Source organism: Caenimonas soli (genome assembly GCF_013155545.1).
GTDB classification, from domain to species: Bacteria; Pseudomonadota; Gammaproteobacteria; order Burkholderiales; family Burkholderiaceae_C; genus Ramlibacter; species Ramlibacter soli.
The window spans coordinates 56,863-81,910 of record NZ_JABJVV010000019.1 but is presented as its reverse complement, the minus strand read 5'-3'; the positions used below and the strand labels follow the sequence as shown (position 1 = coordinate 81,910).

Genomic DNA, 25,048 nt, shown 5'->3' with positions numbered 1-25,048 from the left:
GGCCACAGGCAATCCGCATTGCCCCACAATTGAGCGCCAGACCAGACGGAGCGCCTTTTCATGCTGTTTTCATGCCGGAATCCCTTTAGCCGCGGCGCGCTCGCCGGTTTCGCGGTGGCGCTGCTGCTGGCCGGGTGCGGCGGCGGAGGGGGGGGTGGCCCAGCGGTTGCGCCTTCGAACCTCGCACTGCCGCCCTCCTCGAGCCTGGCCGGCATATGCACGCTGGACGGCCAGAAGGCCTTCTTGCGCAGCTATCTCGACGAGGTGTATCTCTGGTACAACGAGATTCCCCCGGTGAATGCGGCGGACTACACCAGCATCACCGCCTACATGAACGCGCTGCTGGTGCGGACTCCCGATGCGGCGGGCCTGCCCAAGGACCGTTTCAGCGCCGTCCTGACCACCGAAGGGGCCGACGCCTTGCAGGCCTCGGCAGTGGCCAGCCAGCGCATCGAGGGGGCCCGCAAGGCCGATCTCACGCCACTGCTCAGTACGCACCTGCCGGGTGGCTCGGTCCCGCTGCACAAGGTGGTCACCAGCCAGGCCGGCCGCAAGGTCGGCTACGTGCTGTTCAACGATCACCATGTAGGCGCCCAGGATGCGCTGATCGCGGCCTTCGAATTCCTCAAGACCTCGGTGGTGCAGGATCTCGTGCTGGACATGCGATACAACTCCGGGGGCTTCCTGTACGTGGCCCAGACCGCGGCTTCGATGGTGACCGGGCCCGAGAAAGAGGGGCGGGTGTTCGAGCAGCTGCGTTACAACGACAAGCGCGAAGCCGAAACCCGGGCCGGGGTGTTCCGCTTCACCAACATCGTGCAGTCGCCCGAATTCACCTATCCCCGCGGCCATGCGCTGCCCCAGCTTTCGCTGCCCCGCGTCTACGTGCTCAGTTCCGGCCTGACCTGTTCGGCCAGCGAGTCCATCGTCAACGGCCTGCGCGGCGTCGACGTGGAAGTGGTCCTGGTGGGCGAAACCACTTGCGGCAAGCCCTACGGCTTCCAACGCAAGGACAACTGCGGCTTTGCCTTCTTCCCCATCGAGTTCCAGGGCTACAACGCCAAGAATTTCGGCGACTACACGACGGGCTTCGCCCCTACCTGCACGGTGGCCGACGACTCCGCCACCACGCTGGGCGAACCGGATGAGCCACTGCTGAAGGCGGCCCTGAGCCACGCCGATACCGGCAGCTGCCCGCCCGGAACAGCCACCACCTCGAACAGGAACGTGCAGGCGCTGGAGCTGCGTTCCGCACAGCGCGCGGGTTCCCCAACCGGTATAGGCGGGCGCCTGGTGCTGCGCCCCAAGAAGCAGTGACCGCGGCTTGCCGGGCATGAAGCCGCTGGCAAGCTGGCCGGCCGCATCGAGGCGGGCCATCCACGGTGTCCTTACCGACATCGACGATACCCTGACGACCGAAGGCGAGGTCACCGCCGACGCGCTGCTGGCGCTGGACGCGCTGCGCGCAGCCGGCGTCCACGTCATTCCCATCACGGGCCGGCCGGTGGGCTGGAGCGAACCTTTCGCACTGCGGTGGCCGGTGGACGCCATCGTGGCGGAGAACGGCGCTGTCGCGCTGTCGCGATCGACCCAGGCCGGCGCGCTGCGCAAGCTCTACCAGCAGGACCAGGAAGTTCGCGCCGCCAATTTCGTGCGCATGCGGCAGGTGGCGCAGCGCATCGTTCGCGAAGTGCCGGGCGCCACGCTGTCCCGCGACAGCGCCGGGCGCGAGACCGACATTGCCATCGACCACAGCGAATACGTGCAGCTACCGCAGGCCCGCGTGGCCCAGATCGTTCGCCTCATGCAGGACGAGGGCATGAACGCCACCGTGAGCTCCATCCATATCAACGGCTGGTTCGGCGACCACAACAAGCTGTCGGGCGCGCGCTGGATCGTTCGCGAATTGCTGGGGCGTGAGCTGGACGAAGAAATCGACCGCTGGGTCTATGTCGGCGACTCGACCAACGACGTGCTGATGTTCGAACATTTCCCCCACAGCGTCGGCGTGGCCAACATCCGCCGCTTCGAAGCCGAGCTCTCGCATCCGCCGGCGTACATCACACCGGCCGAGCGCGGCGCGGGTTTCGCCCAGGTGGCGCAAGCGATTCTCGCCCGCTGACCCTTCAGCGCGCCTCGCGGTGCTCGGCGCAGGCCCGCGCGAAGGCTTGCAGCGTCCTGGCATAGAAGGGATTGGACTCGTATCGCCACTCCGGGTGCCATTGCACGCCGAAGGCAAAAGCCGGCGCGTCGGCCACGCGGATGCCTTCCACCAATCCATCGGGCGCCACGGCCTCGGCCACCAGGCCCTCGCCCAGCCGCTTGATGCCTTGCCCATGCAGCGAGTTGACCTGCACGGTGGTTCCACCCGCCCATTGCTCGAACTCGCTGCCGGGCGTCAGCTTGACCTCATGGCGGGTGGCAAACTGCACCTCGATCGCTTCACCGTCCGGTTCGCGATGATCCATGAGGCCCGGCTCGGCGTGCACTTGCTGGTGCAGGCTGCCGCCCAGCGCGACGTTCATTTCCTGCAAGCCGCGGCAGACGCCGAAGAGCGGCGTGGCGGATTCGATCGCGGCCCGCACCAGCGCCATAGTCAAGGCATCGCGGCGCGGATCCAGCAGGTCCGTCGCCAGAGCCTCACTGCCGAAACGGGTGGCTTCCACGTTGGAGGGAGAGCCCGTGAGCAATACCCCGTCGACCAGGGGCAAGAGGTGCGCCACGTCCGCTGCTCCGGCCATGGGGAACAGCACGGGTTGCAGGCCCAGGGCCGTGACGGCGCCCGCATAGCGGTCGGCCAGCACCGTGTAGCCGCCCGGGTCGGACAGGTCGAGGTTGCGGTGGCAGGCCGGCAGCCACACCAAAGGTTTTTGCGCGCGCATGGCGCTATCTTGCACCCGATGCGGGCGCGGCGTGCTACTGGGCTTTTGCCAGCCCCAGCTTTTCCACCAGCGCCTTTTCCTTCAGGAAAGTGTCCTGCGCGAACTTGGAATACGCCGTGGAGCTCATGTACATGGGCAGCATGTCGTAGCGTGCCAGCGTCTGCACGTAGCTTGGCTCTTCCATCGCCTTCTTGAAGGCATCGTGCAGGCGCTTCACCACGGCAGGCGGCGTTCCCTTGGGCGCGCCGATGCCGAAGGGCGATGCCTGCACGATGTTCAGGCCCAGCTCCTTGAGGGTCGGGGCGTCGGGAAACCTCGGCAGCCGCTTCTCGCCCCAGGTGTTGAGCACGCGCAGCTTGCCCGACTCCACCAAAGGCGCAAACCCGGTCGAGTCGGCCGCCGCCATGATGTGCCCGCCCACGATGGCCTGCGCCAGGTCGGCGCTGCCTTTGTAGGGCACATGCTGGAGCTGGATGCCCAGCTCCTGGGCGATCAGTTCCGTGGTGAGGTGGGGGCTGGTGAGGGTGCCGGTGGAACCATAGGTGAGCCGGCCCGGGTTGGCCTTGGCCCAGCCGACGAAATGAGTCCAGCTCTTGAGGGGCGAATCGGCCGGCACGACGATGCCGAAGGCATAGCCTGTCAGGTTGATGACGTAGCTGATGTCCTTGACCGGGTCCCAGTTGATCTTGGTCGTGTAGGGCAGGCGGAACACGCCCAGCGGAATCTGCGCCAGCGTATAGCCATCGGCCGGCGCGGTCTGCAGTTGCTGCGCCGGCAAGGTGCCGCCGGCGCCGGGCTTGTTCTCGATGACGACCGGCTGCCCCAGCACTTTGGAAGCGTTGTCGGCCAGCGAGCGCATGGTGATGTCGGTGGGGCCGCCGGCCGGGAACGCAATGATGAGCTTGATCGGCCTGACGGGGAACGCTTGCGCGAACGCGCTGAGCGAAGAAGTTGCAACTGTGGCGGCTGCGAGTTGCACGAGTTGGCGGCGGCGCATGGGAATCCTCCAGGAAGTCAACCCGTGATTTGAGCGCCAAGCGGGCTTCGCCACAATCCGGAGTCACCCACCCGCGACCGCTCGCAGTGCAGAACTTGCGGCTTTGTAGAATGGCTGAACAACTCTCGTGCATGAGCGCCATCGACCTTCCCTCCCCCATCGAGCGGCCGCGCCTGTCCGAGACGATTTACGACCAGCTGCTGCAGGAGATCATGGATGGGCGGTTTTCGGCGGGTGATCGACTGCCCACCGAACATCAGCTGGCGCAGCGTTTTTCGGTCTCGCGCCCGGTAGTGCGCGAGGCCCTGCAGAGGCTGCAGACCGATGGGGTGGTCATTGCCCGCCAGGGCTCGGGCACCTACGTGCAGCGCAGCCCATCCCGGCGGGTTGCCGAACTCACCAGCCAGCACAGCCTGCGCGAGGTCCTGCAGGTGATTGAGCTGCGTATGGCGCTGGAAGAGCTGGCCGCCAAGCTCGCGGCGAGAAATCGCACCGATGAGCATATCCAAATGATCGAAAACGCCCGCCGGGCGTTGGGCGAAGCGTTCGGCCAGGGCGTTGCCGCCAAGGAGGCCGACTACGCTTTTCATCACGCCATCGCCGTCGCCTCCGGCAACGGCGTGCTGGTGGAAACGCTGGACCAGTTGTCGGGGCGGGTCAAGGGCGGAATGGACGTCACCTTGTCGCTGACGCGGGAGGCCTCCGAACAGCGACGCGACCGCGTGCTCGACGAACACGACCGCATCGTCCATGCGATCCGCGTGGGCGACGGCGACAGCGCCGCGATCGCGATGCGCTACCACCTCGATCAGGCTCGCAACCGGCTGCTGGACCGCCATCTGGACAGGTAGAGAGCAGGCCGCGCTGCGCTCAACGCGCCCGCTGCTGGAAGCCCTCCAGCACATTGACGGCGTTGACGCCCACCTCGGCGACCGCATAGCCGCCCTCGAAGACGAAGACCGTGGGCAGGCCGGCCGCCGCCAGGTCTTCGCCGATCCGCAGGTAGTCGGGGCTCTGCAGGCCGAAACCCGAGATCGGGTCGCCGGCGAACGTGTCCACGCCAAGCGACACGACCAGGGCCTGCGCGCCAAATGCTTCGATGCTGCGCAGGGCCTCGGCCAGGGCCTCGCGCCAAACCGGGAACCCGGTGCCGCGCGCCAGCGGCAGGTTGCGATTGAAGCCCAAGCCGTTCCCCGCGCCCTGTTCGTCCGCATAGCCCAGGTAATACGGGTACTCGGTGTGCGGATCGCCATGGACGCTGGCGAAGAACACGTCCGACCGTTCGTAGAAGATGGCTTGGGTGCCGTTGCCGTGGTGGTAGTCGATGTCCAGTACCGCGACGCGATCCAGGCCCCCATCGCGCAACGCCTGGGCCGCGAGGGCCGCGTTGTTCAGGAAGCAGTAACCACCGAAGAAATCGGCGCCGGCATGGTGGCCCGGCGGCCGCGTCAGCGCAAAGGCGGCGCGCTCGCCGTCGAGGACGCGCCGGGCGGCGGCCACGGCGCACAAAGCCCCGGCGCGTGCAGCCCGCCAGGTGCCCGAGGTCAACGGGCTGCCGGCGTCGAACGAGAACAGGCCCATGCGCGCCGGGAAGCTGGCGGGCAGCACGTCCGAGCGGAAAGTGCGCACCGGCCAATAGGAAGGTATCGCGTCGCGCTGCGCGTTGGCGGGATCCAGCGCGACCCACTCATCCCAGGCCTTGCTGAGGAAATCGACGTAGCGCGGCGAATGCACCCGCGTGAGCACGCTGTCGGGCAACTCGGGAGCGGACTTCACGTCGCCGAGCTTGCGCGAGGTCAACTCCTGCAGGACGAAGTCGGCGCGCGCCGGCACCTCGAAGCACGGCACCAGCTCGCCGCGGAACATCTCCACTTTGCCGTGATGGAGGGCGTGCTTGTCGTTGTAGAAAGTGATCACGCCCCAAGTATGCTTCAGCAGCCTTCGGGCCGATTGCCCCGCATCGGCATGCTGCCGGTCAGGGTGATCGTCGAGGCCACGCCGGTGGAAGCCGTCAGCACCTTGCCGGTGAAATCGACTTCGTTGCCGGTGCGGTCGACGGCCGCGTTCGCGATATCTCGCGAGCTGAATTCGAGTCCGTTGATCGAAACGAACACCACCCGCAATACGGGCGTGCCCGGCAGGTAGCGGATGTCGCCATCCATCATGCCGCCGGGACCCGCCAGGCCGGAGAAGCGGAAACTGCACACCTCGGGTTCGCTGCCGATCGGATTGATCTTTTCCACGGCGGCCAGGCTCACGGTGTTGGTGGTGTAGATGCCGTTCAGGGAAGCGTTGGTCGCCGCCGTGATGGTGAGCGTCGCGGAGATGGGCGTGCGATCAGGCTCATCACTGCCGCCGCCGCAACCGGACAAGAGCAAGCCCAGCGCGACGGCCGGAAAAAGGCGTTTGCGAGAAAGGATGTTCATAGCGCCACCTCAGGCAGATATTCAGATACCTCAGGCTAAGCAGCACGCACGCCCCCCTTCGTCGGAGGGCAGCAGACCTTTCCGTAGGAAGTGTCTTTCGCCGCACGCCCAAGCTGAACGGGGCTTCAGGTTCTGGCCAGCACTCCCGCCAGCGCCTTGCCGGTGTGCGTGCCCTTGGCCACCACCGCCTCCGGTGTGGCCGCGGCGACCACCTTGCCGCCGGCGTTGCCGCCTTCGGGACCCAGGTCGATCACCCAATCGGCTTCGGCGATCACGTCCAGGTCGTGCTCGATCACCACCACGCTGTGGCCGCCGTCCACCAGCCGGTGCAGCACGCGCACCAGCTTTTCGACGTCGGCCATGTGCAGGCCGACGGTCGGCTCGTCGAGCACATAGAGCGTGTGCGGCGGCTTCTGGCCGCGCCGCGTGATGTCGTCGCGGACCTTGGACAGCTCCGTCACCAGCTTGATGCGCTGCGCCTCCCCGCCGGAAAGCGTGGGCGAGGGTTGCCCCAGGGTGAGGTAGCCCAGGCCCACGTCCTTGAGCAGCTGCAGCGGATGGCTGATGTTGGGCATGGCCGCGAAGAAGTCAACGGCCTCGTCCACCTCCATCTGCAGCACGTCGCCGATGCTCTTGCCGCGCCAGGTCACCGCCAGCGTTTCCGGATTGAAGCGCGCGCCGCGGCATGACTCGCACGGCACTTTCACGTCGGGCAGGAAGCTCATCCCGATGGTACGCAGGCCCTGGCCTTCGCAGGTGGGACAGCGGCCTTCGCCGGTGTTGAAGGAGAAGCGCCCGGCCGCATAGCCGCGGGCGCGCGCTTCCAGGGTGTCGGCAAAGAGCTTGCGGATCGTGTCCCAGAAACCAATGTAGGTGGCGGGACAGGAACGGGGGGTCTTGCCGATGGGCGTCTGGTCCACTTCCAGCACGCGGTCGATCACCTGGTAGCCGGCCAGGCCCTTGCAGCCGACCCAGGCCTTGTGCTTGCCCGCGGCGTCCGCGTCGCGGCCGGCCTTGGTGTAGCGCTGCTGCACCACTGCCTGCACGTTGTTCAACAGCACGTCGCGCGCCAGCGTGGATTTGCCGGAACCGGACACACCGGTCACCGCGACCAGGCGCCGCAGCGGCACGTCGACATCGATGTCCCGCAGGTTGTGCAGGTCGGCGCCGCGCAGTTCCAGCCGTTCGGCCTTGCGATCGACCTCACGCCGCGCCTTCACCGGGTGCTTCATCGCATGCAGCAGGTAGCGGCCCGTCACCGACTCCGCGACATCGCTGATGTCCTGGGCCGACCCTTGCGCGACGACACGGCCGCCGCGCTTGCCGGCGCTGGGCCCGATGTCGATGATGTGATCGGCGCGGCGGATGGTGTCTTCATCGTGCTCCACCACCACCAGGGTGTTGCCCTTGTCGCCGAGCTTGTGCAGCGCGGTGAGCAGGATCTGGTTGTCTCGCGCGTGCAGGCCGATGGTCGGCTCGTCCAGCACATAGCAGACCCCCTGCAGATTGGAGCCGAGCTGCGCCGCAAGGCGGATGCGCTGCGCCTCGCCGCCGGAGAGCGTGGGCGCCCCGCGGTCCAGCGTGAGGTAGCCCAGGCCCACTTCTTCCAGGAATTCGAGCCGGCTCCTGATCTCGGGGATCAGGTCGCGGGCGATGCCCTCCTCGCGGAGGCTCAGCACCCCCTTGACCTGCAGGCTCTCGATCCAGCGCCGCACGTCCACCACCGACAGCGCGGCGATCTCGGAGATGCCGGTCTTGTCGAACTTGACGTTGCGGGCCTGCAGGTTCAGGCGGCTGCCCTGGCACGACGGGCAGGCCTCATCGGCCACGTCTTCGACTTCCGGCTCGGCGAAGGTCTGCTCGCGGCCCTTGCTGTCGTCGTCGCGGATCGTGTTGTCGTAGGCCTTGCGCTGTTCGCGCGTGAGCTTGACGCCCGTGCCCACGCAATCGGGACACCAGCCGTGCTTGCTGTTGTAGGAGAACAGGCGCGGGTCCAGCTCGGCATAGCTGGTGCTGCAAACCGGGCAGGCACGCCGGGTAGAGAACACCTCGACCTTGCCGATGTGATGGTGCGACCCGAGGCCGGACATCATCGCGCCCTTGAGCCCGTCCAGCGGCGCCAGCACGTGCAGCACGCCCTTGCCGTGCTCCAGTGCCTCCGCGAGCTTTTCGCGCAGCAGGTTCTCGTTGGCCGGCGTCACATCCAGGTCGCACACCGGCAACTCGATGGTGTGCTCCTTGAAGCGGTCGATGCGGGGAAAGCCGGTGGTGGGCAGGAAGTTGCCGTCCACGCGCAGGTGCGTGTGGCCGCGTGGCCTGGCCCAGTCGGCGAGCTCGGTGTAGACGCCCTTGCGGTTGATCACCAGGGGCGCGAGCAGGCCGATGTGCTGGCCCTTGTAGCGCTTCATCAGCTGCGCGGCGATGCTGTCCGGCGTCTGCGGCCGCACCTCGGCCCCTTCGTTCACGCAATGCTGCACCCCCAGCTTGACGTACAGCAGGCGCAGGAAATGCCAGACCTCGGTGGTCGTGCCCACCGTCGATTTGCGCCCGCCGCGCGAGAGCCGCTGTTCGATCGCGACGGTCGGCGGGATGCCGTAGACCGCGTCGACTTCCGGCCGCCCCGCCGGCTGAACGATGCTGCGCGCATAGGCGTTCAGCGACTCGAGGTACCTGCGCTGGCCTTCGTTGAACAGGATGTCGAAGGCCAGCGTGGACTTGCCGGAGCCGGAGACGCCGGTCACCACACTGAACTTGTTGTGCGGGATGTTGACCGAGAGCGACTTGAGGTTGTGTTCGCGGGCGTTGACGATCTGGATCGCCTCGGGCCTGGCGGCCCGCCACTCGAGCTTGCGCTCGGAGACCACCAGGGATCCCAGGCCCAGGGTGCTGTCGTACTCGCGCAGCGCCTTGGCCGTGTGCGAGGTCGCGTGCAGCTTGACCTCTTCCGGCGGCCCCTCGGCCACCAGCAGGCCGCCGGCGTCGCCGCCTTCGGGGCCGAGGTCGATCAGCCAGTCGGCGGCGCGTATCACGTCGAGGTTGTGCTCGATGATGACAATGGAGCTGCCGCCTTCCAGCAGCTTGCGCAGCGCGCGCATGAGCTTGGCGATGTCGTCGAAGTGCAGCCCTGTGGTCGGCTCATCGAACAGGAACAGCACGCCGCGGGTCGCGGTGGCTTGCCGGCTGGACGTAGCGCTCTTGGCGGCCTGGGCCAGGAAGCCCGCCAGCTTCAGGCGCTGCGATTCGCCACCGGATAGGGTGGGCACCGGCTGGCCCAATTTCACGTATTCCAGGCCCACGTCCACGATGGGCTGCAGCGCCCGGATCACGTCGCGGTCGTTGGCAAACAAGGAAGCGGCTTCGCTCACGGTGAGATCGAGTACGTCCGCGACGTTCAGCGCGCGCGGGCGCGTTGCGCCTATGGGCTGGCGCTCTATCGTCACTTCGAGGATTTCGGGGCGATAGCGCTTGCCATCGCAATCCGGGCAGCGCAGGTACACGTCCGAAAGGAACTGCATCTCCACGTGCTCGAAGCCCGAGCCGCCGCAGGTGGGGCAGCGCCCGTCGCCGTTGTTGAAGCTGAACTTGGAGCCGGTGTAGCCGCGCTGGCGGGCCAGCCCCGAGTTGGCGAAGATCTCGCGGATCGCGTCCCAGGCGCCGACATAGCTCACCGGATTGGAACGGGCCGTCTTGCCGATCGGGGACTGGTCGACGAACACCACATCGCTCAGGTGATCGGCGCCGAGCAGCCGGTCGTGCAGGCCCGGCGTCTCCGTGGCCTTGCCGAAGTGGCGCGCCAGGGCTGGCGCCAGTACGTCCTGGATCAGGCTGGATTTGCCGGAGCCCGACACGCCGGTCACGCACACCAGGCGCTGCAGCGGGAACTCCACCGCCAGGTTCTGGAGGTTGTGCTCGCGCGCGCCTTCGAGAATGAGGCGCGGCGTGGCATCGGTCACGGCTCGCTTGAAGCCCATGCCCACGTGCTTGCGGGCGCCCAGGTAGGCGCCGGTCAGCGTGTCGGCGTTGCGCAAATCCTGGGTCGTCCCGTCGAAGACGATCTGTCCGCCGCGCTCGCCGGGCCCGGGGCCCATGTCGATGATGCGGTCGGCCGCCAGCATCACCGCCGGGTCGTGCTCCACCACCACCAGGGTGTTGCCGGCGTCGCGCAGCCGCTTCATCGCCTCGGTGATGCGGTTCATGTCGCGCGGGTGCAGGCCGATACTGGGCTCGTCGAGCACGAACAGCGTGTTCACCAGCGAGGTGCCGAGCGCCGTGGTCAGGTTGATGCGCTGCACCTCGCCGCCGGAAAGGGTGCGGCTCTGGCGGTCCAGCGTGAGATAGCCGATACCGACATCGACCAGGTACTTGAGGCGGGTGGTGATTTCCTCGAACAACAGCTTGAGCGCCTGCAGCTCGCCCTGCCCCGCGTGGGCCTCGGCCGTGGGCTCGACACGATCGAAGAACTTGCGCAGGCGGTCGATCGGCATCAGCATCAGGTCGTGCAGGCACAGGCCGGGCAGCGCCTCCAGCTGCTCGCGCGTCCAGTCCACGCCCGCCGGCATGAATCGCTTGGACGGTTCCATCACCGCATCCGCATCTTCCTTGCTGCCGATGCGCCACAGCAGGCTGTCGGTCTTGAGCCGCGCGCCGGCGCAGACCTCGCAAGGCGTGTAGCTGCGGTATTTGGACAAGAGCACGCGGATGTGCATCTTGTAGGCCTTGCTCTCCAGGTACTCGAAGAAGCGCTTGATGCCGTACCACTGCTTGTTCCAGTTGCCGTCCTTGTAGCCCGGCGTGCCGTTGACCACCCAGCCCTTCTGTTCGGCGGTGAGCTTGTACCAGGGCGTATCGCGCGGCACGCCGGCCGCCTCGGCGTGCCGCATCAGGTCGGCCTGCGCTTCGGCCCAGGCCGGCGTCTGTATGGTCTTGATGGCGCCGGCGCGCAGCGTCAGCTTGTCGTTGGGGATGACCAGGCCATAGTCGACGCCGATGACGCGCCCGAAGCCGCGGCAGGTTTCGCAGGCGCCCACCGCCGAATTGAACGAGAACATCGAGGGGATGGGGTCGGCGTAGCGCAGGTCGCTCTCGGGGCAGTGCAGGCCGGTGGAGAACTTCCAGACTTGAGCGGACGTGGATTCCGGCTCAAGGCCGGAATGACTGGTTTCGGCGACGTACACGGACATGCGGCCCGTGCCGCGCTTGAGCGCGACCTCGATCGCCTCGATGGCACGCGACTTTTCCGTGGCGTGCAGGCGGAAGCGGTCGGCCACCACGTCGAGCACCTTGCGCGGGCCGGTGGGCGTAGAGACTTCGCGCTCGGCCTGCACTCGGGTGAAACCGCTGGCCGCCAGCCACTGCTCGAGTTCTTCGGCGGATGTACCGGCCGGCAGTTCCACCGGAAACGTGACCACCAGGCGCGGATCCGCGCCCTCGGTACGCGACATCAGCTCGGCGTAGATCGTCTCCGGCGTGTCATGGCGCACCAACAGCGCTGTCTTGCGGTCGAACAGCTGCCCGGCGCGCGCGAACAGCAGCTTCAGGTGGTCATTGAGCTCGGTCATGGTGCCGACCGTGGAACGCGACGAGCGGACCGGGTTGGTCTGGTCGATGGCGATCGCCGGGGGCACACCTTCCACGCGATCGACCGCGGGCTTGTCCATGCGATCGAGGAACTGGCGTGCGTAGGCCGAGAAGGTCTCGACGTAGCGTCGCTGGCCTTCGGCGTACAAGGTGTCGAACACCAGGCTCGATTTGCCCGAGCCGCTGGGCCCGGTCACCACCGTCAACTCACCGGTGCGCAGGTCGAGATCGAGATTCTTGAGGTTATGTTGCCTGGCACCGCGGATGCGGATCAGTCCCTGGGTCATACAGACGCTTATTTCTAGAGTTGGCCGAACATTCTAGGGATGAGTCGCTGTCAGGACATGTCATGTGGTTTTCCACAACGTACTTTCCACACTTGGGACTTCGATTTCGCCGCCTAGACTTCCGCTCCCAACCCTGAAGGAAAGCTGACATGAAGCCTTGGGATCGTTTGCAAGCCGCGTGCGCGCTGGCCGCGTACAGCTACCCGCTTGTGCGCTGAGGGGCAAGCAGCATGGGCGCCCTGATGAGGTGGCTGAACAGCGAGTCATCCGACTCACCGCAGGCGCGCGCAGCGCTACACAGCGTCGATGAGCTGCGCCGCCTCAGCATCGAGGCGCTCGCCGATTGCACGCGGCCCCAGGCCGAGCGGATTCGCAGCCAACTGGCCATGGCCGCAACGCCGCAGCAACTCTGGCTGATCCACAGCGACATCTATCAGGCGGTGGCCCGCCAGCATTGCGAGTTCGAGGCGGCGCGGCGCCTCAACGCCCTGTCCAAGGCATTCGAAGGCTGGTTGCCAGCCAGTGCGCTGGTCCGCCGATAGTGCTTGTGGTCTTCCTGCGTAATGGCCCACAACCGCGGAGGGCCCTACACTCCCGGGGCTGTAACAAGAGGAGACAGGCGTGAGGAAGTCAATTTGGATGGGTGCGTTGGCCCTGATGATGGCCGCGTCCCCGGGCATCGCCGGTGCGCAGATCGTGATCGGGCAGACGGCGGGATTTTCCGGGGCGGTGGCGGCCGGGGTTGGCGAAACCACCGACGGGGCCAAGCTGTACATCGAAATGGTCAACGGCCGCGGCGGTGTTCATGGTCAGAAGATCGAGTTGGTGTCGATGGACGACAAGTTCGATCCCAAGCTGGCCGCCGAAAACGCACAAAAGCTGGTCGAGGACAAAAACGTCCTGGCCCTGTTCCTGACGCGCGGCACGCCGCACAACCAGGCCATCGTCCCGATCCTGGACAAGCACGGGGTTCCGCTGATCGGGCCCTCGACCGGGGCCATGGTGCTGCACCAGCCCGTGCTCAAGCACGTGTTCAATGTCCGCGCCACGTATCAGCGCGAAGCCGAAAAGGCGGTCACCCACCTCGCGTCAATGGGCATCACCAGGATCGGCATCGTGCTCGCTGACGACAGTTTCGGGGCGGACGGCCTGGCGGGTGCGCAAAAGGGCCTGGCGGCAGCCAACCTGACACCCAGCGTGCTGGAAAAATTCAACCGCGCCAAGCCCGATTTCAGCGCCATCACCCCGAAGATCGTCCAGGCCAACGTCCAGGCCGTGATGATGATTGCCTCCGGCCAGGCGGTGGTGGATGGACTGAAGGCGTTCCGCGCAGCCGGCTCCAACGCCCAGATCGTCACGCTGTCCAACAACGCTTCCGGCGGCTTCGTGAAAAGCCTGGGCGAGAATTCCCGCGGCGTCATCGTGGCCCAGGTGTTCCCCTACGAACGTTCCATCGCCTACCCGATGGTCAAGGAAGCCCAGGAGCTCGCCAAAGCCAAGTCGGGCGGTGAAGTGAGCCCGGCCATGCTGGAAGGCTTCGCGGCTGCCAAGGTGCTGGTGGAAGCCCTGCGCCGCGCCGGCCCGAAGCCCACGCGGGAAAAAATCCAGCTGGCCCTGGAAGGCATGCGCAAGTTCGATCTGGGAGGGCTGGAAGTGAGCTACTCACCCGAGGACCACACGGGCCTGGGTTTCGCCGACTTGTCCATCATCGGCAACGACGGCAAGTTCAAGCGCTGAACCGCGCCCGGGCGCGTCAAGGCTTTGCAGGAGCCGCGCCCGGCGCCGCGGGAGCCGGCGCGTGCACGGCCTCGGCGCCGTGCTTCTCACCTCCCATGTCCAAGTTGTCCCCGCCCTTCATGACCACGAACATCGCAAGGCCGGCAAAAACAACGAATCCAACGGCGATCTTCCACATAGCAGTCTCCAGAAAAACAAATCAATCTACAAAGGACCCCGGTCCCCCGAGGCCCTTCATGCACTGATCTACAGTTCGCTCAGTCCTTGGCGTAGATGTCCACGTCCTTGGTTTCCCTGATGAACAAGGTACCGATGACGAAGGTCATGGCGGCGATGATGATGGGGTACCACAGGCCGTTGTACATGTTGCCGGTCTGCGCCACGATCGCGAAGGCCGTGGTGGGCAGCAGGCCGCCGAACCAGCCGTTGCCGATGTGGTAGGGCAGGCTCATCGAGGTGTAGCGGATGCGGGTCGGGAACATTTCCACCAGCATGGCGGCAATCGGGCCGTAGACCATGGTCACCAGGATCACCAGGTAAGTCAGGATCAGGATGACCATGACCTTGTTGATCTTGGCGGGGTCGGCCTTGGTCGGATAACCGGCCGTCTTCAGCGTGTCGGCCACGGCCTTCTTGAACTCGCCGTCCTTCTTCTTGGCTTCATCGGCCGACAGGCCCTTGGCGGTGTAGCCGGGGATCACGGTTTCGCCGATCTTGATGGATGCGGCGGTGCCGGGAGCGGCGACCGCGTTGTCGTAGCTCACCGAAGCGCCGGCCAGTACTTGCTTGGCGATGTCGCAGGAGCTGGTGAACTTGACGGTACCCGTCGGGTTGAACTGGAACGAGCACTCGGCCGGGTCAGCGGTGACGATCACCTGGTTCTTGGCTTGCGCGGCGGCCAGGTCGGGGTTGGCGGCCTTGGTCAGCGCGCCGAATACCGGGAAGTAGGTGATGGCGGCCAGCAGGCAACCGGCCATGATGATGGGCTTGCGGCCGATCTTGTCCGACAGCGCGCCGAACACGATGAAGAACGGCGTGCCGATCAGCAGGGAAGCGGCGACCATCAGGTTCGCGGTGGCATTGTCTACCTTCAGGGCTTGCGTCATGAAGAACAGCGCGTAGAACTGGCCCGAGTACCAGACCACGGCCTGGCCGGCGGTCAGGCCGATCAGCGCCAGGATGACGATCTTCAGGTTCTTCCACTGGCCGAAGGATTCGGTCAGCGGCGCCTTGGAGGTGCGGCCTTCGGCCTTCATCTTCTGGAACGCGGGGGACTCGTTCATCGACAGGCGGATCCAGACGGAAATCGCCAGCAGGAAGATCGAGACCAGGAACGGAATGCGCCAGCCCCAATCGGCAAACGCGCTTTCGCCCATTGCGGTACGCGTGCCCAGGATCACCAGCAGCGACAGGAACAGGCCCATCGTCGCCGTGGTCTGGATCCAGGCCGTGTAGGCGCCGCGCTTGCCGTGCGGCGAGTGCTCGGCCACGTAGGTGGCGGCACCGCCGTACTCACCGCCGAGGGCCAGGCCCTGCAGCAGGCGCAGCGCGATCAGGATGACCGGTGCGGCCACGCCGATGCTGGCGTAAGTCGGAAGGACGCCCACGATGAAGGTGGACAGGCCCATGATCAGGATGGTGACCAGGAACGTGTACTTGCGGCCGATCATGTCGCCCAGGCGGCCGAAGAAGATGGCGCCGAAAGGACGGACGATGAAGCCGGCGGCGAAAGCCAGCAGCGCGAAGATGAAGGCGGAGCCCGCATCGAGTCCGGAGAAAAACTGCTTCGCAATGATGGCTGCGAGCGAACCGTAGAGGTAAAAGTCGTACCACTCAAATACCGTGCCCAGGGAAGAAGCGAAGATCACCTTCTTTTCTTCCGCCGTCATCGGCCGCGGTGCGGGATGAACAGTCGCCATGGTTTGTCTCCAAGAGTTGAAGTGCCCGACATGGACACGTGAAGCAATTCTTGGATATGGCTCTGACCCTGCTCTGACGCGAAACCAACATCTCCTTTCACGGAACTGAACGCGATCTGACACTTTAGGGTGAAACCCGCAAGCTGCTTTTCACGATGCGGAGTGCGGCGCTGCGGACTCCGGGTTAACCCGCGATGAGCCGGTTGCAGAGCTTAAGCAATTTGCTTAGTGAAGGATATGCCCTAAGGGCCGTTCCGGTGCCGGTGTTCTCATACGGGGTTGATCTCAGTTCCTTAAGGATCGCCCGTGAAAATCGAACAGAAAAAATGGACGCAGGCGCACGGCTGGGTCCCGTCTGCCGGCAGGCCGCTGGCGTCCTCTCAATTGGTGCTGGTGTTCGGCGCCACCGCCGTCCTGCGGCAGGCCCACCTGGTCGCCGCGATCCGCAAAGACTACCCCGTCGCGCACATTTTTGGCTGTTCCACCGCCGGGGAAATCTGCGGCACCCAGGTGTCCGATGACTCGCTGGTCGTGACGGCGGTGCATTTCGAGCACACGCAGTTCCGCAGCGTGCAGGTCAACCTGAGCCAGACCCCGGACAGCTACCAGGCCGGCGAATGGATTGCAAAGAAATTGCCGCCCTCGGTCCGCGACCGGGCGACCGGCGCGGAAGAAAAGCTGGCGCATGTCCTCGTGCTTTCCGACGGCTTGAAAGTGAACGGCAGCGAGTTCGTCGCCGGCATGATGAAGCATCTGCCCGAGGGCGTGACGCTGACCGGCGGGCTGGCCGGCGACGGTGCGAGCTTCGGCGAAACGCTGGTGTTCCAGAACGACGCGCCTGAGAAGGACACCATCGCCACGCTGGGCCTGTACGGCAGCAGGCTGAAGGTGGGCTTCGGCTCCCTGGGCGGCTGGGACTCCTTCGGCCCGGAGAGGCTCATCACCAAATCGAAGGCCAATGTCTTGTATGAACTGGATGGGCAGTCTGCCCTCGGCCTCTACAAGCAGTACCTCGGCGAGCATGCCAAGGGCCTGCCGGCGACCGGGCTGCTGTTCCCCTTGAGCATCCGCGCCGACTCGGGCGAGACGCCGGTGGTCCGCACCATCCTGTCGATCGACGAAAGCGCGCAAAGCATGACGTTCGCCGGGGACATTCCCGAAGGCGCGTGCGCCCGCCTGATGAAGGCCAACTTCGATCGGTTGATCGACGGCGCCACCGGCGCGGCCCGCACCAGCAGCCAGGCGCTGGGTTCGGGCGAAGCCGAACTGGCGCTCCTTATCAGCTGCGTCGGCCGCAAGCTGGTCCTCAAGCAACGCATAGAGGAAGAAGTGGAAGCCGTGCGCGATGTGCTGGGGGACGGCGTGGCGCTGGCCGGCTTCTACTCCTATGGCGAAATCTCTCCCTTCACGCCGGGAGCTCGATGCGAATTGCACAACCAGACGATGACCATCACGGCCTTATCGGAGCGCTAGGAAGATGGGCCAGACGCACAGCCTGCTGAAGCGCCAGCTCAAGCGGCACTTCGGCGAGCCTTTCGAAATACCGGAGCAGTGGCGCTCCTTCGTCGAGCGGATCAACGATGCGTATCGGGAGTTCGACTCCGATCGCGCGATGCTCGAGCACTCGCTCGACCTGAGTTCGCAGGAACTGCTCGACGCCAACACCGAAATGCGGGCCGTCTTCCAGGCCATCCCCGACCTGGTGTTGCGCATCGACCATCAAGGAACCATCCACGACATCAAGTCGGGCGCCGCCGGCGACCTGATGCTCAAGCGGCGCGATCTGATCGGCAAGCAGGTGCAGAAAGTTCCGCTCCCGGACGTGGCAAGGCAGTTCTCGGGGGCTATCGAGCGGGTCATCGCGGACAACTCTCCGGTCGACATCGCGTATTCGGCGGTGCTGCACGGGCAGGAGTCGCACTACGAAGCGCGGCTGGTGCCACTGCCGGACAAGCAGATCGCCGTCATCATCCGCAACATCACCGAGCGCAAGCAGTCGCTTCGCCTGCTTGGGTCGGCGGTGGAACAGTCCACCGATGCCATCGTCATCACGGACGCGCGCCTGGAGGGGACGGAGCCGGTGATTATCTTCGTCAATCCCGCTTTCACGCGGATGACGGGCTATACCGCGGAGGAGGTTCTCGGCAAATCGCCGCTCCTCCTGCAAGGCCAGAATCCGGATCGTTCCGAACTGGCACGCCTGCACGAGGCGCTGCGCCGGGGCGAAACATGCGCCGGCGAGGCCATCAATTACCGCAAGGACGGCACGGAGTTCCACCAGGAGTCGCAGGTGGCCCCCCTGCGCGACTCGGCCGGAAACGTCACGCATTTCCTGGCCATCCAGCGCGACATCACCGCCCGCAAGGAGACGGAACAAGCCTTGCGCGTGAGCGAGGAACACTTTCGCTTCCTGAACGACCTGGGCGAGGCCACGCGCTCGCTGGCCGACCCGGCGCAGATCATGGCCGTCACTTCCCGGATGCTGGGCCAGCACCTGGACGCCTCCCGCTGCGCCTACGCGGACGTGCAGAGCGACAGCGATCAACTCACCATACTGCACGACTACACCGATGGCTGCGCGAGCAGCGTAGGCGACTACCAGCTCTCGCTCTTCGGCGCGCGAGTCGTGGCCAAGCTCCATGGCGGGCAGACCCTGGTCCTCCGCAACGTGGATGCGGAGCTGGGGCCGGACCAAGGCGCGGGCATGTTCCGCGCCCTCGGCATCAAGGCGATCATTACCTGCCCGTTGATCAGGGAAGGGGGCCTTCGCGCCATGATGGCGGTGCATCAGTCGACGCCGCGCGACTGGACACCGGCCGAGGTGGCGATGGTGCAGGAGGTCGTGGAGCGCTGCTGGGCCACGATCGAACGCAGGACCGCGGAGGAAAAGCTGCGCGAAAGCAAGCACTTCGCCGAAAGCCTCACCCAGAATTCGACCAGCATCATCTATGTCCTGGACCTGGAAACCGGCAGCGGCACTTATTCGAACCGCAACCTCAGCGAGTTCATCGGTCATTCGCAGGCCGAGATCCTGGCCCTGGGAAACAAGGTGCTCTCGCAGTTCGTTCATCCCGAAGACCTGGAGCGGGTAGAGCGGCACGTCGCCGCTTTTGCCCGGGTGCCGGACGGCCGCGTCGTGGATATCGAATACCGCGTGAAGCACGTGAGCGGTGACTGGCGCTGGCTCTGGGCGCGCGACACGGTCTTCACCCGCCGGCCGGACGGGGCTGCCTGGCAGATCATGGGCACGGCGCAGGACATCACGGAGCGCAGGCGGGCGCAGGCCGAGCTGGAAGCGGCACACAAGCAGCTCGCTCTGGCCAAGGACATCGCCGACGTGGCCAGTCAGGCCAAGAGCGATTTCCTGGCCAATATGAGCCATGAAATCAGGACCCCGATGAACGCGATCATCGGCCTGTCGCACCTGGCCCTGCGCACCGACCTCGACGATCGCCAGCGCGACTACCTGACCAAGGTGCAGAGCGCGAGCCAGCACTTGATGGAGATCATCGAGGGCATCCTCGAGTTCTCCCAGATGGAGCGCGGCGACTGCCAAATCGAGAAGGCCGACTTGGAGCTCGACGCGCTGCTGGCGGACCTTGCGGGCCGAGTGGGCGCCAAGACCAAGGCCAAGGCCAAGGGATTGGAGCTGGTTTTTGATGTCGCCCCGGACGTGCCGCGCAAACTCCTCGGCGATGCACGGCGCCTGGGGCAGGTCCTGTTCAACTTCGCCGATAACGCCGTGAAGTTCACCGACGCCGGCAAGATCGTCGTATCCGCCCGGCTCCTTGAACGCACCCACGATGCAGTACTGCTGCGTTTTTCCGTAGAGGACACCGGCATGGGCCTCACCGAACAACAGCTGGGGCAGCTGTTCCAGAGCTTCCAGCAGGTCGACATGTCCAGCACGCGAAAGTTCGGCGGCACCGGCCTGGGCCTGGCCATGTCCCGGAAGCTGGCCGAGCTGATGGGCGGCCAGGCCGGCGCCCAGAGCCGGGCCGGTGCCGGCAGCACGTTCTGGTTCACCGCCAGGCTGGGCCTGGGCGCCCCCTCCTCGGGTGCGCCCGACATGGCGGCGATGCGGGGAGCCCGCATCCTGCTGGTGGAAGACAACGACATCAACCAGCTGGTGGCCTGCGACATGTTGCAGGACGCCGGTTTCGTGGTCGACCTGGCGGACAACGGGCAAATCGCCCTGGACCGGATTGCGCAGACCGACTACGACCTGGTGCTGATGGACATGCAGATGCCGGTGATGGACGGCATCACCGCCACCACCGCGATCAGGACCATGGACCGGTATCGAGGCATGCCCATCATCGCCGTCACCGCCAACGTCTTGCCGCAAGACCGGCAAAAGTGCGTGGCCGCCGGAATGAACGATTTCCTGGCCAAGCCCATAGAGCCCGCGGAATTGTGGGACATGCTGGGCAAGTGGCTCAAGCCGAATGTGACGTCGCCCGGCTAAACTGCGACCAATGCACAGCTTGCCGAAGGACCGTACGCTCTTCGACGCCATCCCCGATCCGGCCTACCGGCTGGATCGGCGCGGCACCATCCTCGACCTGAACGCTGCGGCGCGCGCCGAACCAGCGCTCGAGGCCATCGCCTGCGACCTGGCGGACGCGCTCCAACAAGTCATGGCGCAGCGGGCGCCCGTCACGATCGAACGTCGCGCGGCGGAAAACGGCCGGGAGACCGACCACGAGGTTCGCCTCACCGCCTTGCCGGACGAGGAGATACTGGTTCTCATCCGCGACATCACGGAGCGCAAGCAGACGGAAACCGCCTTGCGCGAAAGCGACGCGCAGTTTCGCGTGCTGGCCAACAACATCACCGACGCGTTCTGGATCCGCTCGCCGGACATGAAGGTGGTTCGCTACGTGAGCCCGGCCTTCGAACGGATCTGGGGGCGCCCGGCCAAGACGCTTTACGGCGGCCCCCACAAGTGGGTCGACTACATCGTGCCCGAGGATCGCGAACATGTGGTGCGTACCTTCTCGGCCCTCACCCAGGACGCCCGCAGCCTGGACGTCGAGTACCGCATCGAGCGGCCCGACGGCGAGCAGCGGTGGATCCGGGTGCGCGGCTTCCAGGTGCGCGACAGCGAGGACAAACTGGTCTGCCACACCGGCATCGTGACCGACACCACCGAACGCAAGCTGGCGCAGGCGGAGCTGGATGCCGCGCACAAGCAATTGATCGAAGCATCGCGCCGGGCCGGCATGGCGGAGGTCGCCACCAATGTGCTGCACAACGTCGGCAACATCCTCAACAGCGTCACTGTCTCCGCCGGCCTGGTGCGCGGAATGCTGGGCGCCTCGCGGGCCCAGGGCTTGCGCCTGGCCGTGCAGATGCTGAATGAGCACGCCGACGACCTGGGCGATTTCCTGACGCGAGACGAGAAGGGCCAGATGCTGCCAGGCTATTTGCGCGACATCGCCCAGGCGCTGCTGCAGGAGCAGCACGACATGGGCGAAGAGCTGGGACACCTCAGCCGAAGCATCGATCACATCAGGGAAGTGGTCACCACCCAGCAGTCCTATGCGGGAAGGGCCGGTGTGGTTGCGCCGGCGCGTATCTCGGACCTGGTCGAGGACGCCCTGCGCATGAATGCCGAGGCGCTGGCTCGCGACCGGGTGGCGGTGGTCCGGGATATAGGCGCCGTTCCGCGCGCCAGGCTGGATCGCTCGCGGGTTCTGCAGGTCCTTGTCAACCTGATCGGCAACGCCCGCGACGCGCTGCAGGGCGTGCCTTCGGAGGCGCGGCGGATCACCGTGAGCGCGCACGTAACGGGCGGCAGCCGCTTGCGCGTGTCTGTCAAGGACGAAGGCGAAGGCATCTCCGAGGACATCCGGACCCGACTGTTCGCCCATGGCTTCACCACCCGAAAACACGGCCACGGTTTCGGCCTGAACAGCTGCGCGCAGGCGGCCTCCGAAATGGGCGGCACGCTGTCGGTCCACAGCGACGGCCCCGGTCGCGGGGCGATCTTCACCCTGGAGTTGCCGTTCGAACCAGTGGAGCCCACGCCATGACGGCGTCGCCGAATCGCCGCATCCTGCTGATCGACGACACCCGTTCCATCCACGGCGACTTTCGCAAGATCCTGGCGCGCGGGCCGGGGGCGGACCTCGACGCGGTCGAAACGGCCCTGTTTGGCCAGCCGGTGCGAGCGGCCGGCCACGGCTTCGACCTGGACTCGGCCTACCAGGGACGGGAGGGCGTGGCGATGGCCGAAGCCGCGCTTCGATCCGGCCGCCCCTATGCCATGGCCTTCGTCGACATGCGGATGCCGCCGGGATGGGACGGCGTGGAGACGATCGAGCGGCTCTGGGAAGTCGATCCGCAGGTGCAGGTGGTGATTTGCACGGCCTACTCCGACCATCCCTGGGAATCCGTCATGGCTCGGCTGGACGTGCGCGACCGGCTGCTGGTCGTCAAGAAACCGTTCGATCTGATCGAAGTCAGCCAACTGGCCCGCACACTCACGGCCAAGTGGGATCTGGCCCGGCAGACGGCGTCGCACATCGAAGCCCTGAATCGTTCCCACAAGCAACTGGAAACCTTCGCCCATTCCCTGTCGCATGACCTTCGCGCTCCGCTGACCGCGATGCGATCCTTCAGCCAGCTGCTGGGCCGGGCCCTGGCTGGCTCGGCGGCCGGCAAGACGCTGCACTACCTCTCACGGATCGAGGCCAACGCGGGGCTGGCCGAGCAGCTGATCGACGACCTGCTTTTCCTGGAGAGCGTATCGCGCGCCCCGCTCACCATGGAGCGAGTCGAACTTGGCGACCTGGCCAGCGAACTGCTGGATGAAATGCGCGCGGCCGATCCGCAGCGTCCCGTGGTCGCCGACATTCACAAGGGCCTGTGGGCCAATGCCGACCGGAACCAGGTGCGGATCGCGCTGAGGCATTTGCTGGCCAACGCGCGAAAGTTCACCCCCGCGCAGCAGCCGGCCACCATCGAGGTCGGCTGCCGCGAGGACGCGCAAGGCCAGGTCGCGTTCTTTGTGCGCGACCAGGGGCGCGGCTTCGACATGGCCTACGCCGAGCAACTGTTCAAGATGCCCCAGCGCCTGCAGCGGGACAGCGAACTGACCGGAAGCGGACTGGGGCTGGTCGTGGTTGGCCGGATCATCGGCCGGCATGGCGGCCGCGTCTGGGCCGAGTCCGCACCGGATGCGGGCTCCACTTTTTACTTCACGCTACCTCTTTAGCTCCCGCCTTGTCAGCCGAGGCCCACAGCCGGCGGCGGTTGCAGCCGATGGCCGGCGCCCTGCCCTGCTTCAACCATCGGACTTACATCCGCAGCAGGAAGGAAACCATGAGCCAAGACGAAACATTCCAGCACAGCCTTTGGAAGCTGATCAAGGGCATCCGCTATGCCATGCTGACCCACAAGCATCCCGACGGCAGGATGCATTCGCATCCGCTGACCACGCAGAACCGTTCGCTGGAACCGGGCGATCCGCTGTACTTCTTCGTAGCCAGGGAAACGGAACTCGGGCAGCGGCTGCTCGCCGACGGCACCGTGTGCGTCACGTATTCCGAACCAGAGAAGGATGTCTACGTTTCCATCTCGGGACAAGCGCGCATCAGCGAAGATCTGGCCACCAAGAAGCGCCTGTTCAACGCCCTGGAAAAGGCCTGGTTCCCGGGCGGCGCCGAAGACCCCAACCTGGAACTCGTCGAGGTCGAGATCCGGCACGCCGAGTACTGGAATATCAAGGAGAGCAAGACGAGGCAGCTGCTCAAGATCGCCAGCGCCGCCGTTTCAGGGGCACCGCCCAAGCTGGGCGAACACCGCGAACTGCACGTGAGTTGAATTACCTCGTGCGCTGCCGGCCGGGCAACTGCGCAGCAGCGTCCCAATCGCCCCCGCTGAACCAGGGATCGCCTTCGAGGTAGGCGCGCAGCATGGGCAGGGCATCCAGGCCCCAGAACAGCTTGTCGTCCACGGCCAAGGTAGGCACGCCGAACAGGCCGCGCGCGATCGCCTCGTCGGTGTTGGCCTTGAGTTCTGCCTTCACGTCCTCGTTGGCCGGATCGCGCACGGGATTGAGCGATTGCTTGAGCGTTTCCAGGCGCTGCGCCTCCGTGGCGTCGGCTCCGCCGCGCCAGACATGGCGAAAGATCGTCTCGCACACATAGCGGTTGGCCGCGCCTTGCGAGCCGCTGGCCAGCGCCAGCCGCAGCAACGCCAGCGGGTTGAACGGATGCGCGGCGGGCATCTGCAGCGGAATCCCCAGGCTGTGGCCCAGCCAGACCACCTGCCGGTAGGTCCAGTCGCGCTTGGGCCCGATCTCGGCGGGGCCCAGCTGTCCAAGGTGCTTGAGCAGGCCGGCAAAGAGCACCGGTCTGTACTCCACGGCGTAGCTCAGACCTTGGAGGGCATCGGGCAACTTCTCGAAGGCCAGGTAGGCATAGGGCGAGACGAAATCCAGATAGAAGGTGATCTGCTTCATGCCGTCTTTTGCCCCAGTCGCTCTGCAATCAGCTGCCAGACCGCGCGCTTGGATTCGTCGTCCATCCGTCCCCAGGCCGCAATCTCGTCGAGCGTTCGAAAACAGCCCTCGCAGAATTCGGTCGCCGAATCCAGCTTGCAGATGGAAATGCAGGGCGAAGGCACGTCGCCCGCCAAGCCCGCGCCTACCAGGCGGGCGCGCTTGGCCAACAGGTCGATCGCAGCCATCAGCCGCCTTCCGTGTGCTGCACCACGTCCGCCACGGGCGCTCCGGTGAGCCGCTCCAGGTCTTGCGGCCGCAGCCTGAACACGCCGTGCGGATGGCCCGCCGCCGCCCAGATCTCATCGAAGCGGAACAACTCGCGGTCGATCAGGGTCACGGGCGGCTGGGCGTGGGCCAGCGGCGATACGCCGCCTATCGAGTAACCGGTGCGGCTCTTCACGAACTCGGCATCGGCGCGGCCGAGCTTTCCGCCCTGGCCCACCAGCGCCTCGACTTTCTTCTCGTCCACACGGCGGTCGCCGGAGGTGATCACCAGCACGGCCGCGTCATCGGATTTGCGACGGAAGATGATGCTCTTGGCGATCTGGCCAACGGCGATGCCCAACGCATCGGCGGCCTGCTGCGCGGTGCGCGCGGCGTCGTCCAGCATCTGCGGCGAATGCGGATGGCCTTTTTCTTGCAGGGCGCGCGCCACCCGTTGCACGCCTTCGGGCAACGAATGCATTTCAGCCCCACACATCATGGAGCCCC

Annotated in this window: 20 protein-coding genes; 10 read left to right on the top strand and 10 right to left on the bottom strand. The window is 65.9% G+C overall.

What is annotated here, in order from left to right:
• Positions 1–60 precede the first annotated feature (60 nt).
• Positions 61–1,317 carry a S41 family peptidase gene (locus HNE04_RS23780; protein ID WP_172225028.1) on the top strand — a complete coding sequence of 419 codons (1,257 nt, stop codon included), beginning with the start codon at positions 61–63 and terminating at the stop codon, positions 1,315–1,317.
• 16 nt (positions 1,318–1,333) lie between these two features.
• The gene (locus tag HNE04_RS23775) at positions 1,334–2,122 is read left to right on the top strand and encodes an HAD-IIB family hydrolase (protein WP_172225025.1); all 789 of its coding nucleotides are present in this window, start codon (positions 1,334–1,336) and stop codon (positions 2,120–2,122) included.
• A 4-nt stretch (positions 2,123–2,126) separates the two neighbouring features.
• Here the strand turns inward: HNE04_RS23775 and HNE04_RS23770 are convergent, their stop codons facing one another.
• Positions 2,127–2,882 (bottom strand): gamma-glutamyl-gamma-aminobutyrate hydrolase family protein, encoded by a 756-nt coding sequence (locus tag HNE04_RS23770; RefSeq protein WP_172225022.1) that lies wholly within the window; start codon positions 2,880–2,882, stop codon positions 2,127–2,129.
• Between the two features lie 34 nt (positions 2,883–2,916).
• Complete coding sequence (locus HNE04_RS23765) at positions 2,917–3,879, bottom strand: Bug family tripartite tricarboxylate transporter substrate binding protein (protein WP_172225019.1); 963 nt, start codon at positions 3,877–3,879, stop codon at positions 2,917–2,919.
• 131 nt (positions 3,880–4,010) lie between these two features.
• On the opposite strand from HNE04_RS23765, the gene HNE04_RS23760 reads away from it, so the two are divergent.
• Complete coding sequence (locus HNE04_RS23760; protein WP_172225016.1) at positions 4,011–4,730, top strand: FadR/GntR family transcriptional regulator; 720 nt, start codon at positions 4,011–4,013, stop codon at positions 4,728–4,730.
• Between the two features lie 19 nt (positions 4,731–4,749).
• On the opposite strand, the gene HNE04_RS23755 is transcribed toward HNE04_RS23760, so the two are convergent.
• The 3 genes from HNE04_RS23755 to uvrA all read right to left on the bottom strand — a co-directional run bounded on the left by HNE04_RS23755 (position 4,750) and on the right by uvrA (position 12,169).
• Complete coding sequence (locus tag HNE04_RS23755) at positions 4,750–5,796, bottom strand: histone deacetylase family protein (protein WP_172225013.1); 1,047 nt, start codon at positions 5,794–5,796, stop codon at positions 4,750–4,752.
• A 14-nt stretch (positions 5,797–5,810) separates the two neighbouring features.
• Positions 5,811–6,305: a hypothetical protein gene (locus HNE04_RS23750; protein WP_172225010.1), complete on the bottom strand. Its 495-nt coding sequence runs from the start codon at positions 6,303–6,305 to the stop codon at positions 5,811–5,813.
• A gap of 125 nt (positions 6,306–6,430) precedes the next feature.
• The gene (uvrA, locus tag HNE04_RS23745; protein ID WP_172225007.1) at positions 6,431–12,169 is read right to left on the bottom strand and encodes an excinuclease ABC subunit UvrA; all 5,739 of its coding nucleotides are present in this window, start codon (positions 12,167–12,169) and stop codon (positions 6,431–6,433) included.
• A gap of 230 nt (positions 12,170–12,399) precedes the next feature.
• Between uvrA and HNE04_RS23740 the strand changes: the two genes are divergently transcribed.
• Positions 12,400–12,711 carry a hypothetical protein gene (locus HNE04_RS23740; protein ID WP_172225004.1) on the top strand — a complete coding sequence of 104 codons (312 nt, stop codon included), beginning with the start codon at positions 12,400–12,402 and terminating at the stop codon, positions 12,709–12,711.
• A 97-nt stretch (positions 12,712–12,808) separates the two neighbouring features.
• Positions 12,809–13,906: an ABC transporter substrate-binding protein gene (locus HNE04_RS23735; RefSeq protein ID WP_172225096.1), complete on the top strand. Its 1,098-nt coding sequence runs from the start codon at positions 12,809–12,811 to the stop codon at positions 13,904–13,906.
• A 16-nt stretch (positions 13,907–13,922) separates the two neighbouring features.
• On the opposite strand, the gene HNE04_RS23730 is transcribed toward HNE04_RS23735, so the two are convergent.
• Together HNE04_RS23730 and HNE04_RS23725 are read right to left on the bottom strand one after the other, a co-directional pair.
• Positions 13,923–14,084, bottom strand: coding sequence for a hypothetical protein (locus tag HNE04_RS23730; protein WP_172225002.1), 162 nt, complete (start codon positions 14,082–14,084; stop codon positions 13,923–13,925).
• A 79-nt stretch (positions 14,085–14,163) separates the two neighbouring features.
• Entirely contained in the window at positions 14,164–15,825 is a 1,662-nt protein-coding gene (locus HNE04_RS23725) for an MFS transporter (protein ID WP_172224999.1), read from the bottom strand.
• Positions 15,826–16,131: 306 nt separating this feature from the next.
• On the opposite strand from HNE04_RS23725, the gene HNE04_RS23720 reads away from it, so the two are divergent.
• From HNE04_RS23720 to HNE04_RS23700, 5 genes are all read left to right on the top strand, one after another.
• On the top strand, positions 16,132–17,298 hold the full coding sequence (locus tag HNE04_RS23720) for an FIST signal transduction protein (RefSeq protein ID WP_172224997.1): 1,167 nt from the start codon (positions 16,132–16,134) through the stop codon (positions 17,296–17,298).
• Between the two features lie 4 nt (positions 17,299–17,302).
• On the top strand, positions 17,303–20,293 hold the full coding sequence (locus HNE04_RS23715; protein WP_172224994.1) for a PAS domain S-box protein: 2,991 nt from the start codon (positions 17,303–17,305) through the stop codon (positions 20,291–20,293).
• Between the two features lie 10 nt (positions 20,294–20,303).
• Positions 20,304–21,863 (top strand): PAS domain S-box protein, encoded by a 1,560-nt coding sequence (locus tag HNE04_RS23710; protein WP_172224991.1) that lies wholly within the window; start codon positions 20,304–20,306, stop codon positions 21,861–21,863.
• Positions 21,860–23,047 (top strand): ATP-binding protein, encoded by a 1,188-nt coding sequence (locus HNE04_RS23705; protein ID WP_172224988.1) that lies wholly within the window; start codon positions 21,860–21,862, stop codon positions 23,045–23,047. The genes HNE04_RS23710 and HNE04_RS23705 overlap by 4 nt, the downstream gene beginning before the upstream one ends.
• A 107-nt stretch (positions 23,048–23,154) precedes the next feature.
• Positions 23,155–23,655 (top strand): pyridoxamine 5'-phosphate oxidase family protein, encoded by a 501-nt coding sequence (locus tag HNE04_RS23700; RefSeq protein WP_172224985.1) that lies wholly within the window; start codon positions 23,155–23,157, stop codon positions 23,653–23,655.
• Between the two features lies 1 nt (position 23,656).
• Here HNE04_RS23700 and HNE04_RS23695 read toward each other — a convergent pair whose 3' ends face one another.
• From HNE04_RS23695 to HNE04_RS23685, 3 genes are read right to left on the bottom strand one after another with little or no spacing between them, the layout of a single operon-like run.
• Entirely contained in the window at positions 23,657–24,295 is a 639-nt protein-coding gene (locus tag HNE04_RS23695; protein WP_172224982.1) for a 2-hydroxychromene-2-carboxylate isomerase, read from the bottom strand.
• The gene (locus HNE04_RS23690) at positions 24,292–24,522 is read right to left on the bottom strand and encodes a DUF1289 domain-containing protein (RefSeq protein ID WP_172224980.1); all 231 of its coding nucleotides are present in this window, start codon (positions 24,520–24,522) and stop codon (positions 24,292–24,294) included. Before HNE04_RS23690 ends, HNE04_RS23695 begins: the two co-directional genes overlap by 4 nt.
• Complete coding sequence (locus HNE04_RS23685; RefSeq protein ID WP_172225093.1) at positions 24,522–25,037, bottom strand: YbaK/EbsC family protein; 516 nt, start codon at positions 25,035–25,037, stop codon at positions 24,522–24,524. Before HNE04_RS23685 ends, HNE04_RS23690 begins: the two co-directional genes overlap by 1 nt.
• Positions 25,038–25,048 lie beyond the last annotated feature (11 nt).

Bases quoted from the DNA above. Each gene is read 5' to 3' on its own strand.
- HNE04_RS23780 (WP_172225028.1), top strand. From the start codon at position 61: ATGCTGTTTTCATGCCGGAATCCCTTTAGCCGCGGCGCGCTCGCCGGT.
- HNE04_RS23775 (WP_172225025.1), top strand. From the start codon at position 1,334: ATGAAGCCGCTGGCAAGCTGGCCGGCCGCATCGAGGCGGGCCATCCAC.
- HNE04_RS23770 (WP_172225022.1), bottom strand. From the start codon at position 2,882: ATGCGCGCGCAAAAACCTTTGGTGTGGCTGCCGGCCTGCCACCGCAAC.
- HNE04_RS23765 (WP_172225019.1), bottom strand. From the start codon at position 3,879: ATGCGCCGCCGCCAACTCGTGCAACTCGCAGCCGCCACAGTTGCAACT.
- HNE04_RS23760 (WP_172225016.1), top strand. From the start codon at position 4,011: ATGAGCGCCATCGACCTTCCCTCCCCCATCGAGCGGCCGCGCCTGTCC.
- HNE04_RS23750 (WP_172225010.1), bottom strand. From the start codon at position 6,305: ATGAACATCCTTTCTCGCAAACGCCTTTTTCCGGCCGTCGCGCTGGGC.
- uvrA (WP_172225007.1), bottom strand. From the start codon at position 12,169: ATGACCCAGGGACTGATCCGCATCCGCGGTGCCAGGCAACATAACCTC.
- HNE04_RS23740 (WP_172225004.1), top strand. From the start codon at position 12,400: ATGGGCGCCCTGATGAGGTGGCTGAACAGCGAGTCATCCGACTCACCG.
- HNE04_RS23735 (WP_172225096.1), top strand. From the start codon at position 12,809: ATGGGTGCGTTGGCCCTGATGATGGCCGCGTCCCCGGGCATCGCCGGT.
- HNE04_RS23730 (WP_172225002.1), bottom strand. From the start codon at position 14,084: ATGTGGAAGATCGCCGTTGGATTCGTTGTTTTTGCCGGCCTTGCGATG.
- HNE04_RS23725 (WP_172224999.1), bottom strand. From the start codon at position 15,825: ATGGCGACTGTTCATCCCGCACCGCGGCCGATGACGGCGGAAGAAAAG.
- HNE04_RS23715 (WP_172224994.1), top strand. From the start codon at position 17,303: ATGGGCCAGACGCACAGCCTGCTGAAGCGCCAGCTCAAGCGGCACTTC.
- HNE04_RS23710 (WP_172224991.1), top strand. From the start codon at position 20,304: ATGCACAGCTTGCCGAAGGACCGTACGCTCTTCGACGCCATCCCCGAT.
- HNE04_RS23705 (WP_172224988.1), top strand. From the start codon at position 21,860: ATGACGGCGTCGCCGAATCGCCGCATCCTGCTGATCGACGACACCCGT.
- HNE04_RS23700 (WP_172224985.1), top strand. From the start codon at position 23,155: ATGAGCCAAGACGAAACATTCCAGCACAGCCTTTGGAAGCTGATCAAG.
- HNE04_RS23695 (WP_172224982.1), bottom strand. From the start codon at position 24,295: ATGAAGCAGATCACCTTCTATCTGGATTTCGTCTCGCCCTATGCCTAC.
- HNE04_RS23690 (WP_172224980.1), bottom strand. From the start codon at position 24,522: ATGGCTGCGATCGACCTGTTGGCCAAGCGCGCCCGCCTGGTAGGCGCG.
- HNE04_RS23685 (WP_172225093.1), bottom strand. From the start codon at position 25,037: ATGTGTGGGGCTGAAATGCATTCGTTGCCCGAAGGCGTGCAACGGGTG.